The following is a 14,086-nucleotide window of genomic DNA, read 5'->3' on the forward strand; positions in this document are numbered from 1 at the left end:
GCCGGCGCGGGGTCCGCGCCGGCACCCTTCTCCTTGCTCGGCCACCGCCGAGGATACTCATCAACCGAGGGAATCCCCGATGCGTCCGGACACGAAGATCCGCGCCCTCGAAGCCCTGGAAATCCTCGACTCCCGTGGCCGCCCGACCCTGGAGGTCCGCATCACGCTGGAAGGCGGCGTTAGCGCCACCGCCGGCGTCCCTCTGGCGCCTCGACGGGCGTCAACGAGGCGGTCGAGAGGCGCGACAATGACCCGGCTCGTTACGGGGGCAAGGGTGTGCTGATGGCCGCAGAGGCCGTGCGTGGCGAGATCGCCGGGGCGCTCCGGGGGTGGGACGCAGCCGATCAGCAGGGCCTCGACCGGGCGCTCGTCGAGCTCGACGGATCGCCGAACAAGTCCAGGCTCGGTGCGAATGCGCTGCTCGGCGTCTCCATGGCGGCGACGCGTGCGGCCGCGCGCGCGACGGGCCGTCCCCTCTACGCGCATCTCGGAGGCGAGGCCGCCACCCTCCTACCGATGCCGTGCCTCAACGTCCTCAACGGCGGCCAGCATGCCGACAGCTCGCTCGATGTCCAAGAGTTCATGCTCGTGCCCGTCGGCGCTTCGAGCCTGGCCGAGGCAATGCGCGTTGCGGCCGAGACCTACGCGGCCATCCGGGAGATCCTTCACGAACGGGGGCTGGCCACGGCCGTAGGGGACGAAGGTGGCTTCGCACCCAACCTGCCGGATAACGAGGCGGCCCTGGCGCTGATCGTGGAGGCCACGGAGAGGGTCGGCTACAGGCCGGGGTTCGACGTCGCCATCGCCCTGGACCCCGCGGCCTCTTCTTTCGCGGCGGCGGACGGTTACGACCTCTCCCGTTCGCGGACCGGCGTCTTGAACCGCGCGCAGCTTTTGGAGCTCTACGGCCGTTGGGTCGAGCGCTGGCCCATCGTCTCTATCGAGGACGGGTTCGGGGAGGAGGACTGGGCCGGCTTCGTCGCCCAGACGGCCGCGCAGGGCGAGCGGATACAGGTCGTCGGCGACGATCTGCTGGTCACCAATCCCCGCTTCATCACGAAGGCCATCGGCGAACGGGCTTGCACCGCTGCCCTGATCAAGCTGAACCAGATCGGCACCGTGTCCGAAACGGTCGAGGCCATCACCCTGTGCCGGCAGGCCGGGTGGGCGACGATGGTCTCCCATCGCTCCGGGGAGACCACGGACACGTTCATCGCCGACTTCGCGGTCGCCATGGGCAGCGGGCAGATCAAGGCGGGGGCGCCCTGCCGGGGCGAGCGGCTGGCCAAGTACAATCGCCTGCTGGCCATCGAAGCCGAACTCGGTGCCCGTGCCCGGTTCGAAAACCCCTTCGCACGCTACCGCCGCACCTGATGCCCCGAGGCGGGAGCGATGGCGTCGCCCGCCCCACGGCCACCAGACGGTCTCCGACGCGAACGCCGGCGATACGACAATGGCCAAGGTGCATGACAGCACCGAGCCAAACCCGCTTGTTCGTCGAGGCCTATCCGGCAGAACGCGCAAGATACTGACGAGACGCTCATGCCCGCCTATCGCTCACGCACGACCACCCATGGCCGCAACATGGCCGGCGCCCGCGGCCTCTGGCGCGCCACCGGCATGAAGGATGCCGACTTCGGCAAGCCGATCATCGCGGTGGTGAACTCGTTCACGCAGTTCGTGCCGGGCCATGTCCATCTCAAGGATCTCGGCCAGCTGGTCGCCCGGGAAATCGAGGCCGCCGGCGGCGTCGCCAAGGAGTTCAACACCATCGCGGTCGATGACGGCATCGCGATGGGCCATGACGGGATGCTGTACTCGCTGCCGTCCCGGGAGCTGATCGCCGATTCCGTCGAGTACATGGTCAACGCGCACTGCGCCGACGCGATGGTGTGCATCTCGAATTGCGACAAGATCACCCCTGGGATGCTGATGGCCACTTTGCGCCTCAACATCCCGACCGTGTTCGTCTCCGGCGGCCCGATGGAGGCCGGCAAGGTCCAGCTGCCGGGCATCGCCAGGAAGGTCGACCTCGTCGACGCGATGATCGCGGCGGCCGACGACCGTATCTCCGACGAGGACGTCGCCGTCATCGAGCGCTCGGCCTGCCCGACCTGCGGCTCGTGCTCGGGCATGTTCACGGCGAACTCGATGAACTGCCTCACCGAGGCGCTGGGGCTGGCGCTTCCGGGCAACGGCTCGGTGCTCGCCACCCACGCCGACCGCAAGCGCCTGTTCGTGGAGGCCGGCCACCTGATCGTCGATCTGGCGCGCCGCCACTACGAGCAGGACGACGCGAGCGTTCTGCCGCGCGCGGTGGCGAGCTTCACGGCCTTCGAGAACGCCATGACCCTCGACATCGCCATGGGCGGCTCGACCAACACGGTGCTGCACCTGCTGGCCGCCGCGCACGAGGGTGAGGTGCCCTTCACCATGACCGACATCGACCGCCTCTCCCGGCGGGTGCCGGTGCTGTGCAAGGTCGCCCCGGCGGTCGCCAACGTCCACATGGAGGATGTCCATCGAGCCGGCGGCATCATGGGCATCCTGGCCGAGCTCGACCGGGCCGGGCTGATCGACACCACGGTCGGCAACGTTTCTGCCGGTACGCTCGGCGGCGCGCTCGCCCGCTGGGACGTGCGCGGCGAACCGGCCGCCTCGGTCCAGACCTTCTACCGCGCCGCCCCCGGCGGCGTGCCGACCCAGGTGGCGTTCAGCCAGGAATCCCGCTTCGACGAGCTCGACGTCGACCGGGAGGGCGGCGTCATTCGCGATGCCGCGCATGCCTACTCCCGGGACGGCGGCTTGGCGGTCCTGTTCGGCAACTTGGCCGAGGACGGCTGCATCGTGAAGACCGCAGGCGTCGACGCTTCGAACCTGGTCTTCGACGGCACAGCCCGGGTCTTCGAGAGCCAGGACGCGGCGGTGGACGGCATTCTCAACGGCAAAGTGACGGCCGGCGAGGTGGTGCTGATCCGCTACGAGGGACCCCGCGGCGGTCCCGGCATGCAGGAGATGCTGTACCCGACGAGCTACCTGAAATCGAAGGGGCTGGGTAAGGCCTGCGCCCTGGTCACCGACGGGCGGTTCTCCGGCGGATCCTCCGGTCTCTCGATCGGCCACGTCTCCCCGGAAGCGGCCGAGGGCGGGCTGATCGGTCTCGTGCGCGACGGGGACCGGATCGCCATCGACATCCCGAACCGACGCATCCACCTCGACGTGGACGCGGCGGAGCTCGACCGGCGGCGTGTTGCCCAGGAGACCGCGGGTTGGCAACCGGCGGCTCCGCGCAAGCGCAAGGTCAGCGGGGCGCTCCGCGCCTACGCAATGCTCACGACCAGCGCGGCCAAGGGCGCGGTCCGGCGGGTCTGAACTCGACCCGCCGGATTGGTGGCCTGACGCTCAGCGGGACAGCAGCCAGATGGTTGCGACCGCGATGACAACGATGGCGATGCCGGTCACGACGGCACGCGGAAATGGCGCCTTGCCCTCCGCACGGCGCCGTTCCAGGCGTCCCATCTCGTCTATGTCCCTCATCTCGGGATCGGGATCGTCCTGGGGCGACTTGGCCATCAGCTTCCTCCTTCGACGGCGTGCAGGTTTGGTTCCAGGGACGTCTGCGACAGGACGGCAGTGTCAGGAGCCAGCGTGTAGAGGCGCATCGCGCAGGTGGGCAGCTCAAGGTCCTCGACCTCGTCCGGGGAGAGGCCGTCCAAGGCCATGACCAGGGCCCGCAACGAGTTCCGGTGGGCGACGACCAGAGTCGTGCCGCGCATGGCCGCCGGCAGGATCTCCCGCACGTAGCCGAGCATGACGCGCGCCGCCGTGTCGCGCAGGCTTTCGCCCCCAGGCGGCGCTTCCGCGTAGGAGCGCCGCCATCGCTCGACTTGGCCCGGCGGCCAGCGTTCGCATGCCCCGTCCCTGTCCATGCCGCTCAACTCCCCGTAGTCGCGTTCGACCAGGGCCTCGCAGAGACGCGGGCGCACCTCCGCTTGACCCAGTGCCTCCAGTACGAGGGCGCAACTAGCCACTGCCCGCAGCAAGGGCGACGCGAAGGCGGTTCGGACGGACAGTCCCTGTGCGGCGAGCGTGGCGCCTGCCGCACGGGCCTCCGCGATACCCCGTGCCGTCAGCGGCGGGTCGAGCCACCCGGTGAACCGATTGTCTCGGTTCGCCTCGCTCTCGCCGTGCCGCACGAGGACCAGGTTCGGCGTGCCCGCAGGCCAGCCGGGGTTCACAGGAAGGTTACCTTCTCCCGATGCCGCTGTTCGGCGGCGGCGACCAGCTCGCGGGCCCGGTCCGCATCCGCCCAGCCGGTGATGCGCACCCACTTGCCGGGTTCCAGGTCCTTGTAGTGCTCGAAGAAGTGCTGGATCTGCTGGCGGGTGATCTCGGGTAGGTCGGTGTGCGCCCGGACGCCGTCGTAACGCCGCGTCAGCCGCGCGGCCGGCACGCCGATAATCTTCTCGTCGGGGCCGTGCTCGTCCTCCATCAGGAGAACCCCGACCGGCCGCACGGCGATCATGGCGCCGGGCTGGATCGCCCGGGTGTTGGCCACCAGCACGTCGCAAGGGTCCCCGTCCTCCGACAGGGTGTTGGGGATGAACCCGTAATTCCCGGGGTAGTGCATGGGGGTGTAGAGGAAGCGGTCGACGACCAGGGCGCCGGACGCCTTGTCCATCTCGTACTTGATCGGCGGGCCGCCGATGGGCACCTCGATGACGACGTTAATCTCGTCGAACGGTGCCGTACCCGGGCTGATGGCGGCGAGGTTCATGACCGTGCGCTCCCGGCGGAGGCGGGACGGCAGAACTCAATAAATGATCCGGGGGGACGGGCTGGGGACAAGGCACACTCCTATCGCGCGTTGGCAACGATAGGAGTCATCAGCCCTGAGGGCGGTTGTACGGGAGACCCCATTCCCGAAACTGTACGTAACAGCCAGTCCGTCCAAATCAAGTGCGCAACCCAGTGCGATCGTGGCAGGAACTAGCCAGTGTGCTGCCTCCGAGCGACAAGCCGAATGGAGCCTGGTGCGTCCGTTTTTTGAATTTGGGCGTGGTCGGAAGAATGATTGGATCGGGTAGAGGCTGTGTCAAAACGCGGATGTGCTGCGAAGTCAGAGAACAAACGTCGCCGCAGCAACCGCGAGGGATCTCCAAAGCGACTGACCGATGGTCACAGGAAGCCCGTCAGGCCGATGTCACTCTCCTTCGAAAGAACATTTTTCCACAACGGCTGACAGCATTCAAGTTTTGACACAGCCTGGGTCGCCAGCGGAATGGCGGCTTGGAGGTGGATCTCTGCCGGTTTATTTGAGGGTAACCGCAAATTGAAATCGCTGTCCTCGCCACACTGCGGTGCGGCCGAGATCGTGGACAGCACCAGCTTGGCCGCTGTCGGGAACGTGAAAACCTCAGCGTCTGCGTTGACCTACACTTTCACGTCAGATCCAACAAATATGATCTGCCAGCGGTTCGAGCGATCTCGTTCGCAGATCAAAAAGATCTGATAGTTCTGTTGGAATGAAAGCTTCCCGGTAACAATGATGGGTCGTTGCCCTGGAGCTGACTGCCATGCCGCGTGACGCCACCGCCCCTTCCATCGCTCAGTTCACCAGGCGGATCTTGCCGGGGTTTGGCCTTTGCCTCGCGGTCACGGCTGTCGCGATCGGCCTGGAGACCATCGAGGAGCGTGTGTTCGGCCGCGCGTGGCTAGAAGCGCTGGTACTCGCCATCGTGCTCGGCACGGCGCTCCGTACGGCCTGGAACCCTGGTCCGCGGTTCTTCCCCGGTATCGCCTTTGGCGCCAAGACCGTGCTCGAAGTCGCCGTGGTCTTGCTCGGAGCCTCACTCAGCGTCGGGACCCTGCTTGCCGCCGGCCCCGGTCTCCTCATCGGCATCGCCGGCGTCGTGCTGCTGGCCATCGCCGTGAGCTACGGCATCGGTCGCGCCTTGGGCCTGCACCCGCGGTTGGCCATCCTAGTCGCTTGCGGGAACTCGATCTGCGGCAACTCGGCAATCGCCGCGACCGCGCCGGTGATCGGCGCCGACGGTGAGGACGTCGCGTCCTCCATCGCGTTCACCGCCGTGCTCGGCGTCCTCGTGGTTCTCGGCCTGCCGCTCCTCGTGCCGCTGCTCGATCTGTCACCGATGCAGTACGGGGTACTGGCGGGCCTGACCGTCTATGCCGTGCCGCAGGTCCTGGCCGCGACCGCGCCGGTGGCCGCCCTCAGCGTTCAGGTTGGCACGCTGGTCAAACTCGTCCGCGTGTTGATGCTGGGTCCGGTCGTGCTGGCCCTGTCGCTCGGTGCCAGCCACTTGCGCGAGGAGGCGGACGAGGCCGCGCCGCACGTCACAGCCGGCGTGCGTCCGAAGCCCGGCCGCATCGCGGTTCACCGCCTGGTTCCGTGGTTCATCCTGGCATTCCTGGCGATGGCGGGCCTGCGCTCCGGCGGGTTGATCCCGCAGGTTGCTCTGCCATCGACGGCCGCCACCGCCAATCTGCTCACAATCGTCTCCATGGCCGCGCTCGGGCTCGGGGTCGACGTGCGCAGCGTCGTCGGCGCGGGTCCGCGGGTGACGCTAGCCGTGATCGCCTCCTTGGCCGCTCTCACCGCCGTCAGCCTCGGCTTAATCCGGATCCTCGGCATCGCGTAACGCCGGGCCTCAGCCATCGCCGTCAGCCTCGGGCGGCGGCGACGCCACGACCGCGACCTCTGCCGATGTGCCTACGGAGCACCAATCTTGGATGATCGGACCGAACTTCTAGCGTATGCGACCGCCTGGCTTTCGGGTGAAGGGCGATTTGCAAGGGATGCCGGGGCGCTGCTCGAAGGGCTGTCAGCAGCCCTGATCGAACTCGGTCTGCCGCTGGATCGCGCCACCTTCCACGCGCCGACCCTGCATCCCTCCCACCGGTGGGTGATGCGAGTATGGCTGCCCGGCGTCGAGACCCGAACGCTGCTCCGACCGCACGGCATCGAGGGGACACCGACCTTCCACGGCAACACCGTCGAGCACGTCGTCGCCACCGGTCGTCCTTATCGGATGCGCCTCGACGAAGGCGGATCACTGGATTTCCCCGTACTCGACGAGCTCCGGGACACGGGCCTGACCGACTACCTAATCGTGCCGCTGCCGGCGGGGTCGGGTCGGACGGGGGCTGCATCCTGGGCTACCGCGCGACCCACGGGCTTCACGGCGTCGGAGATCGCTGCCCTGACTCCGCTCGCCGGTCCACTCTCCCTGGTGTTCGAGTTGAAGGCGCAGGAGGGCATGCTCGCCGATGTGCTCGCCGCTTATGTCGGCCGTGATCCGGCCCGGCGCATCCTCGCCGGCGGAGTCCGGCGCGGCGACACGCGCCGAATGCGCGCGGCGATGCTGCTCGCCGACATGCGCGGCTTCGGCGCCCTGTCCGACGCGACGACGCCCGAGCGCGTCGTCGCCGTGCTCAACCGCGTGTTCGACGCCGTCGTCCCGGCGATCGAGGACGCGGGCGGCGAGGTACTGAAGTACATCGGCGACGGCGTGCTCGCGGTGTTTGACACCGCCGGTGACGAAGCGCGGGCGCGCCACGCCGCATTGCGGTCGGCGCGGATCGCACTCACTGCGGTGGCCGAGGCGGGCGACCTACCGGCGATCGGCATCGCGCTGCACGTCGGCACGGTCGCGTACGGCAATATCGGTGCGGGCGATCGGCTCGATTTCACCGCGATCGGTCGGGACGTGAACGTGCTCGCCCGGGTCGAGGCCCTGTGCAAGGTCTACGGCCAGCCTCTTCTAGCCACCGGCGCGTTCGCTGATGGCCTGTCACCAGCGCTGACACCGATCGACACGGTCACGCTTCGCGGCTTCAACGAGCGGCAGACGCTTTTCGCACTAGGAGATGATTGATCTAATCAATTGAACGGAACGAGCATATCATTCTATTGGACCGCGCGGTGAAGGAAAGATATCTCTCCCATTGAGAGGTGGGCATGGGACGCCCTACCCATACGCGGAGGAATGCACGTGAACAATTATGCCATCCCTCGCCGTGCCGTGCTCGCCGGTCTCGGCCTCGGCGGTCTCGCGGCCGCGGCACCGGCCTGGGCCGCAGGCTCGGTCAAGCTGCCGCTGCGCGGTGGTCCCGACGCGCGCGACCTCACGACCGCTTTCCCAGGCAAGGGGTCGATGATCCTGCAGCGCACCCGCCCGCCGTTGTTGGAGACGCCGTTCGAGGTGTTCGACCAGGGTTTGTTCACCCCCAACGACCGCTTCTACGTGCGCTGGCATTGGGCCTCGATCCCCACCGAAGTGGACGCGAAAGCCTTCCGGCTGAAGGTGCGCGGGCACGTCGAGCAGGAACTGTCGCTGTCGCTTGACGAAATCGCCCAGTTGCCGCGGTTCGAGATCGCCGCGGTCAACCAGTGCTCGGGCAACTCCCGCGGCCTGTTCGAGCCGCGGGTGCCCGGGGCGCAGTGGGCCAACGGTTCGATGGGCAACGCCCGCTGGACCGGTGTGCGCCTGAAGGACGTGCTCGACCGTGTCGGCGTGAAGGCGGGGGCCGTGCAGGTGCGCTTCAGCGGCCTCGATGAGCCGGTCGTGGACGACGCGCCCGACTTCAAGAAGTCACTCGACCTCGACCATGCCCGGGACGGCGAGGTCATGCTCGCCTACGCGATGAATGGCACGCAGTTGCCACTGCTCAACGGCTTCCCGCTGCGCCTCGTGGTTCCGGGCTGGTACTCGACCTACTGGGTCAAGATGTTGTCCGACATTGAGGTGCTGGACAAGCCCGACGATCAGTACTGGATGAAGACCGCCTACCGCATCCCGGACGTGCCGGGGGCGAACATCAAGCCCGGCCAGACCGGCTTCAAGACGGTGCCGATCAACCGGATGGTCCCGCGCTCGTTCGTGACCAACCTGCAGGACGGCGCCAAGGTCGCCGCCGGCGCACCGGTGGCCGTGCGTGGGATCGCTTTCGGGGGCGATTGCGGGGTGAGGACAGTCGAGATCTCCGGAGACGGCGGCACGACATGGAAGCCGGCACAACTCGGGGCTGACGAGGGCCCCTACAGCTTCCGCCGCTTCGAGGGCAGCCTTCCGGCACTCGCAGCCGGCAGCCACGCGATCATGGTCCGCTGCACCAACACGAACGGTCTCGCGCAGCCGATGGACCAGGTCTGGAACGGGGCTGGGTTCATGCAGAACGGCGTCGAGACCGTGTCGCTCCAAGTCGCCTGAGGGAGAGAGTCATGTTCAAACCCCGCACCATATTCCTGCTCGCCGGGCTCGTTCTCACCCCCGCCTCGGCGCTTGCCGCTCCGGCGCCCGAGCCGATGCACTTCACCTCACAGCAGGTCGAGTTGCCGAGTTCCGACCGGGTGTTCCCGGACGGACCCGGGGCGGAGGCGGTCAATAACAACTGCCTCGCCTGCCACTCGGCCGGGATGGTGCTGACCCAGCCCAAACTGTCGAAGGCGCAGTGGACTGAGACCGTCAACAAGATGGTCCACATCTACAAGGCGCCGGTCGATCCGGCCGACGTCCAGGCCATCGTCGACTACCTCGCCGCGATGAAGCCGAAGCCCTGAGACCGTCGCGCCTTGCCGATCCCGTTCCCGCTGGCCGCTCGTCGATCCGCCGGGCCAACATATCCAACCCACGCGCCGCGGACCTGCGAGCGCGGCTCCTGACCCGAGAGACCTTACCATGAAATCGATCCGCTCCGGCCTGCGCATACTCATGGCCGGCTCCGCCCTGCTTCTCGCCGCGACCGCCCCAGGGATCGCGGCCGGTTTCGACGGAGCGATCAGGAACAACTCGCTCGCTCTGAGCCCCGACGGGCGCACCGCCGCCGTCTCGAACAGCGAGGAGAGCCGGGTACTTGTCTACGACGTCACCTCCGGCAAGCTCGCGCGCACGCTCGACGGTTTCGTTACCCCGCGCAACATCGTGTTCGCCCCCGACGGCTCCCGCTTCTACGTCTCCGACAGCGGTACCGGTCGGATCACCGCCTACGACACCGCGACAGGCCAGGAGGTCGCGATGATCGCGGCCGGACCCGGGGCGTTCGGGACGGTGCTGTCCGGCGACGGGGCCAAGCTCTACGTCAACAACGAGGCAGCGAGCACGGTGAGCGTGTTCGATACCAAGTCCGGGCTCGCGTTGGCGGTGGTGCCGGGCTTCAGCCAGCCGCGTCAGGGGGTGCGGCTCGCGCCCGATGGCAAGACGCTGTTCGTGACCAATTTCCTCGGCGACAAGATTACCCTCGTCGATACGGCGAGCAATAAGATCGCCGGCGAGATTACTGGCTTCGACAAGCTTCGGGCAATCTCGATCACGAAGGACGGCAAAACCCTGTTCGCCGCCAATAGCGGGCGCAACACCGTCGGCGTGGTCGACCTGGCCGAGAAGAAGGTGGTCACCGAGGTGCCGGTGGGCCAAGATCCCTACGGCGCGGCGCTGACGCCGGACGGCAAGTTCGTCTACTCGGGCAACCTTAAGGACAACACGCTGTCGGTGATCGACACCGCCACCCGCAAGGTCGTGGCCACCGTGACCGGTCTGAATGAGCCCCGGCAGGCAATCGTATTCTCGGCCGACAACACCAAGGCCTACGCCCTCAACCGCGACCTCAGCGTCGCGGTGATCGACCGCGCGAGCAACGCCATCACCGCGACCATGAAGCCGTGAGCGAAACGTGCCGGGATCGGATCGACCCCGGCACGTTGTACCCCGGTACACGAACATGGAGATACACATGTCGAGCTTGGCCGAGCGCAAGGCGCGCCTGATCGTTCACGGGGATGCGCCGTACAACGCTGAGCCGCCGCTCGAACGGCTGCGTTCGGCCTACCGCACGGCGGCGGACGACTTCTACGTGCGCTCGCACGGCGATCTGCCCGAGATCGACGCGGACGGCTACCGACTCACGCTCGACGGCGCACTCCCGACCGCGCTGGAGTTGTCGCTACATGGATTGCAGAAGCGCTTTCCACAGGTCACTGTGACCGCAACGATGCAGTGCGCGGGCAACCGCCGGGCCGATATGCGGGCGGTGGCGCCGGTCTCGGGCGACCCCTGGGATGGGGGCGCGATAGGCACAGCCGACTGGACCGGGGTCCGTTTGGGCGACGTGCTGCGGGAGGCCGGAATTACCGAGGGCGCCAATCTCCATGTCGCCTTCGAGAGCCACGATACGGTCGAGGGTCATCCCTACGGCGCCTCGATTCCACTCGCCAAGGCACTCTCCCCTGAGACCCTGCTGGCCTTCGCAATGAACGGCGCGCCGCTTCTGCCCGAGCACGGCTTTCCGCTGCGCGCCGTCGTGCCAGGATTTGCCGGGGTGCGCAGCCCGAAATGGCTCAAGCGCATCACCGTGCAGGATCGCCCGTCGGACAATCCGATCCAGGCCGGCGACTACAAGCTGTACCCGGCCGATGTGACCGCGGAGACGGCGGACCCGGCCACGGGGCACACCATCAACATCATGCCCCTCAACGCGGTGATCTGCGAACCGGCGCGGGGCGCGAGCCTGCAAGCCGGGGCAAGTCGCATCACCGGCTACGCCGTGTCCGGTGATCGCGCGGTGGTCCGGGTCGACGTCTCGGGCGACGGCGGCAGAACGTGGGCGCAAGCCGCGTTGGAGCACGATGCGGGTGCACCGTTCGCCTGGACGTTCTGGATGATTGACCTCGAACTGCCCTCAGGCGAGCACGAGCTGGCGGTGCGCGCCTGGGATGAGGCCGGTCAGACCCAGCCGGCCGCCCCTGACGACACGTGGAACTACAAGGGCTATCTCAGCGCGTCATGGCACCGTGTGCGCGTGACCGTGGATTGAGCGCGTTCAAACGCGCCAGAGGGTGACGGCCGCAAGGCTTGCAACGGCGCAGAGCAGCAGCGCGATGCCCAACGTCAAGGCGCGGGGCATCAGGCCCACCTGTGCCGAGGCTAGGCGTCGCCGGAGGGTATGATCGCGCCACGCTGCCGCGCAGAAGCACCCCAGTGCGCAGACGACCAGGGCCAGGGCCATGACCCGGAGGGGCCAGCCCGGTAGCGCCTCGGCGAGGAAGCGCTGAGCGGCCAAGCCCACGCTCAGGAACGCCAGCCCGGTACGCAACCACGACGCGTAGGTGCGCTCGGCGGCGAGCACGGTCCGGTCCTCGGCGAGCCGTACGCGCGGATCGTCGGGGGCGACGCCGCTCACGATTGACTTTTGTGGATTACGTCGAGCAGGGCATCGGCAGCTCGGCTTCGGTAGCGTTCCTTGTGGCGCAGCATTCGGAAGGTCCGGGTCGGCAGCGGGAACGGCACCGCGACCAGCGCACCATTGGCGAGCTTGCCCGCCACGACGACCTCCGACAGAACGCTCGCCCCAGCTCCGGCCTCGACTGCGGCGAGGACGGCCTCGTTCGAGGGGAGTTCCAGCGCGACCGTAAGGTCCCGAGGCAGAATGCCCTGTGCAGCGAGCGCTGCCTCAAAGACAGAGCGGGTGCCCGATCCCTCCTCGCGAAGCACCCAAGGGAGGGCAGCAAGATCGGCCGCCTTCAGCGCGTCGGTGGCGGCGAACGGGTGGCTCGGCGGCACGACGAGGACAAGACGATCCTCCGCGACCGCCGTGCTCGCCAGAGCCGGATCATCGATCTCACCTTCGACGAAACCAAGCTCGGACGCGCCCTCGTTGACGGCCTGTGCCACGTCGGCGGTATTGCCCACCGCGAGACGAACCGTGATCTCCGGGTAAGTAGCCCGAAATGCGACGAGGTGGCGAGGCAGCCAGTGGCTGGCGATGGTCTGGCTCGCATGGACGCGCAGGACCCCGCGGCGGAGGCCACTGAGATCGGCCAGCACCAATTCGGCTGCCTCCGCTCTGGCGAGGACAGCGCGCGCCTCGCCGAGGAAGATGCGCCCGGAGTCGGTTAGCTCGATTCCGCGGCCTACCCGGTGAAACAGCTTGACGGCGTGCCGCCCCTCTAGTCCCGACACCGCGGCGCTGACCGCCGACTGGACGATGTTGAGCGCCTCGGCCGCGCGGGTGACGTGCTGACGTTCGGCGACCGCCACGAAGATGCGCAACTGATCGAGGGTCATCGACGGGCTCGCTGGCTTGGAGGGAGCCGCGAGCGTACCATGCCTCAGGTACGTTTCGGTCGATGGGTCGCTTCCACGCGGCGCACTCTTGAGCTGCACGATGTTATCACGATCTCCAAGGTATCCTGATTGGTTGCCTTTGCTAATGCGATAGGAGGACGGATCAACGCACTCGGGCGCTGCGTGGGCAAACTGCTATGGCGAGGTTGGGCTGAAGACGGTGCGTCCACATTTCAGCAAACCCTGATCTGAAGTGGACTAGCCGCTTTTGGCTAGTTTCGGCTGGTGCCGCTGGACCTCCAGGCGTCCAAGACGAATGCGTTTCGAACCGACCGCTTTCGGCAGAATTGCTCGTTAAGCGGCTGCCCTAGCCGGTCCAACTTCAGTCGTAGTGGGCGCCGTCACGACGCCCGTCAACGGATGATCAAGACGTCGATCCAGCGGGTGCCCGGAATGATGTCTGTACGGGTTGTTTGGTCGAACGGCGGGTCGGAGGGATCCTGCGGAGGTGCGGCGATGTCGTTGAGGTCCACCGCCATCGGCCTCCCGACGAGCCCGTCGTTCGTCGCCTGGAGGGCGTAGTAGAGTCCGTTGCTCAGCTTGGCTCCGTATTCGGCCGGCGCTTTGTAGAGGAAGAGAAGTGCGTGCTCCAACCACACATAATCGCCCGGGCGGACCGTTCCCGGGTTCGCGTAGGGATAGGGGACATGGCACTGCACCTCGGGCCCCTCGACGCATTTAAACTCGCGCATCGACAGGAAGAAGTCCTTGAACTTCGCCCGGTCGAGGGTGACGACGAACCGCGTGGCGTCCGCCCCCGGGGTGAACGTCACGGTGCCGATTGGGATGTACATACCGTCGCGGGTGCGGAGCTCAAGCTGCTTCGTGCCGACCATTTCCCAAGCATGCGCCGGACCTGCCATCCCGAGGAGGATGGCAGCGTAGAGCAGGCAGGCCCGGAGAAGGTAGGGTCGCGTGGGGCGGGCTCTGGAGGCAAATACCATCGT

14 protein-coding genes, 1 pseudogene and 1 riboswitch are annotated in these 14,086 nt (G+C 67.3%); of the genes and pseudogenes, 8 read left to right on the forward strand and 7 right to left on the reverse strand.

Features of this window, described 5'->3' with window-relative positions; translation table 11 throughout:
- Positions 1-79: 79 nt before the first annotated feature.
- Positions 80-1,374: pseudogene (eno, locus tag ABC766_RS08325) on the forward strand (phosphopyruvate hydratase).
- Positions 1,375-1,542: 168 nt separating this feature from the next.
- Positions 1,543-3,372, forward strand: coding sequence for a dihydroxy-acid dehydratase (gene ilvD / locus ABC766_RS08330; RefSeq protein ID WP_345821800.1), 1,830 nt, complete (start codon positions 1,543-1,545; stop codon positions 3,370-3,372).
- Between the two features lie 30 nt (positions 3,373-3,402).
- Here ilvD and ABC766_RS08335 read toward each other — a convergent pair whose 3' ends face one another.
- The 4 genes from ABC766_RS08335 to ABC766_RS08350 form a co-directional block, all read right to left on the reverse strand.
- Positions 3,403-3,573 carry a hypothetical protein gene (locus ABC766_RS08335; protein WP_345821801.1) on the reverse strand — a complete coding sequence of 57 codons (171 nt, stop codon included), beginning with the start codon at positions 3,571-3,573 and terminating at the stop codon, positions 3,403-3,405.
- On the reverse strand, positions 3,573-4,238 hold the full coding sequence (locus ABC766_RS08340) for a 2,3-bisphosphoglycerate-dependent phosphoglycerate mutase (protein WP_345821802.1): 666 nt from the start codon (positions 4,236-4,238) through the stop codon (positions 3,573-3,575). The genes ABC766_RS08335 and ABC766_RS08340 overlap by 1 nt, the downstream gene beginning before the upstream one ends.
- Complete coding sequence (gene ppa / locus ABC766_RS08345) at positions 4,235-4,777, reverse strand: inorganic diphosphatase (protein WP_331302599.1); 543 nt, start codon at positions 4,775-4,777, stop codon at positions 4,235-4,237. The genes ABC766_RS08340 and ppa overlap by 4 nt, the downstream gene beginning before the upstream one ends.
- A gap of 93 nt (positions 4,778-4,870) precedes the next feature.
- A riboswitch (Fluoride riboswitch) is annotated at positions 4,871-4,933 on the reverse strand.
- A gap of 245 nt (positions 4,934-5,178) precedes the next feature.
- The gene (locus tag ABC766_RS08350) at positions 5,179-5,385 is read right to left on the reverse strand and encodes a hypothetical protein (RefSeq protein ID WP_331302600.1); all 207 of its coding nucleotides are present in this window, start codon (positions 5,383-5,385) and stop codon (positions 5,179-5,181) included.
- Positions 5,386-5,576: 191 nt separating this feature from the next.
- Here ABC766_RS08350 and ABC766_RS08355 point away from each other — a divergent pair, with 191 nt between their 5' ends.
- From ABC766_RS08355 to ABC766_RS08380, 6 genes are all read left to right on the forward strand, one after another.
- The gene (locus ABC766_RS08355) at positions 5,577-6,659 is read left to right on the forward strand and encodes a YeiH family protein (RefSeq protein ID WP_331302601.1); all 1,083 of its coding nucleotides are present in this window, start codon (positions 5,577-5,579) and stop codon (positions 6,657-6,659) included.
- 87 nt (positions 6,660-6,746) lie between these two features.
- Positions 6,747-7,895: an adenylate/guanylate cyclase domain-containing protein gene (locus tag ABC766_RS08360; protein WP_331302602.1), complete on the forward strand. Its 1,149-nt coding sequence runs from the start codon at positions 6,747-6,749 to the stop codon at positions 7,893-7,895.
- 117 nt (positions 7,896-8,012) lie between these two features.
- Entirely contained in the window at positions 8,013-9,230 is a 1,218-nt protein-coding gene (locus ABC766_RS08365) for a molybdopterin-dependent oxidoreductase (RefSeq protein ID WP_427902300.1), read from the forward strand.
- A gap of 11 nt (positions 9,231-9,241) precedes the next feature.
- Positions 9,242-9,580 (forward strand): cytochrome c, encoded by a 339-nt coding sequence (locus ABC766_RS08370; protein WP_331302604.1) that lies wholly within the window; start codon positions 9,242-9,244, stop codon positions 9,578-9,580.
- A 118-nt stretch (positions 9,581-9,698) separates the two neighbouring features.
- Positions 9,699-10,682 (forward strand): beta-propeller fold lactonase family protein, encoded by a 984-nt coding sequence (locus tag ABC766_RS08375; protein ID WP_345821806.1) that lies wholly within the window; start codon positions 9,699-9,701, stop codon positions 10,680-10,682.
- 67 nt (positions 10,683-10,749) lie between these two features.
- Positions 10,750-11,829, forward strand: coding sequence for a molybdopterin-dependent oxidoreductase (locus ABC766_RS08380; RefSeq protein ID WP_331302606.1), 1,080 nt, complete (start codon positions 10,750-10,752; stop codon positions 11,827-11,829).
- A gap of 6 nt (positions 11,830-11,835) precedes the next feature.
- On the opposite strand, the gene ABC766_RS08385 is transcribed toward ABC766_RS08380, so the two are convergent.
- The 3 genes from ABC766_RS08385 to ABC766_RS08395 all read right to left on the reverse strand — a co-directional run bounded on the left by ABC766_RS08385 (position 11,836) and on the right by ABC766_RS08395 (position 14,083).
- Positions 11,836-12,195, reverse strand: coding sequence for a DUF202 domain-containing protein (locus ABC766_RS08385; protein ID WP_331302607.1), 360 nt, complete (start codon positions 12,193-12,195; stop codon positions 11,836-11,838).
- On the reverse strand, positions 12,192-13,079 hold the full coding sequence (locus tag ABC766_RS08390) for a LysR substrate-binding domain-containing protein (protein ID WP_331302608.1): 888 nt from the start codon (positions 13,077-13,079) through the stop codon (positions 12,192-12,194). Before ABC766_RS08390 ends, ABC766_RS08385 begins: the two co-directional genes overlap by 4 nt.
- A gap of 413 nt (positions 13,080-13,492) precedes the next feature.
- On the reverse strand, positions 13,493-14,083 hold the full coding sequence (locus ABC766_RS08395) for a hypothetical protein (protein WP_331302734.1): 591 nt from the start codon (positions 14,081-14,083) through the stop codon (positions 13,493-13,495).
- Positions 14,084-14,086 lie beyond the last annotated feature (3 nt).

It is taken from the genome of Methylobacterium fujisawaense, from assembly GCF_039619325.1.
Taxonomy (GTDB): domain Bacteria; phylum Pseudomonadota; class Alphaproteobacteria; order Rhizobiales; family Beijerinckiaceae; genus Methylobacterium; species Methylobacterium fujisawaense.

Excerpts from the sequence above, each read along its gene's own strand:
- ilvD (WP_345821800.1), top strand. The coding sequence starts at position 1,543 with ATGCCCGCCTATCGCTCACGCACGACCACCCATGGCCGCAACATGGCC.
- ABC766_RS08335 (WP_345821801.1), bottom strand. The coding sequence starts at position 3,573 with ATGGCCAAGTCGCCCCAGGACGATCCCGATCCCGAGATGAGGGACATA.
- ppa (WP_331302599.1), bottom strand. The coding sequence starts at position 4,777 with ATGAACCTCGCCGCCATCAGCCCGGGTACGGCACCGTTCGACGAGATT.
- ABC766_RS08355 (WP_331302601.1), top strand. The coding sequence starts at position 5,577 with ATGCCGCGTGACGCCACCGCCCCTTCCATCGCTCAGTTCACCAGGCGG.
- ABC766_RS08370 (WP_331302604.1), top strand. The coding sequence starts at position 9,242 with ATGTTCAAACCCCGCACCATATTCCTGCTCGCCGGGCTCGTTCTCACC.
- ABC766_RS08375 (WP_345821806.1), top strand. The coding sequence starts at position 9,699 with ATGAAATCGATCCGCTCCGGCCTGCGCATACTCATGGCCGGCTCCGCC.
- ABC766_RS08380 (WP_331302606.1), top strand. The coding sequence starts at position 10,750 with ATGTCGAGCTTGGCCGAGCGCAAGGCGCGCCTGATCGTTCACGGGGAT.
- ABC766_RS08390 (WP_331302608.1), bottom strand. The coding sequence starts at position 13,079 with ATGACCCTCGATCAGTTGCGCATCTTCGTGGCGGTCGCCGAACGTCAG.
- ABC766_RS08395 (WP_331302734.1), bottom strand. The coding sequence starts at position 14,083 with ATGGTATTTGCCTCCAGAGCCCGCCCCACGCGACCCTACCTTCTCCGG.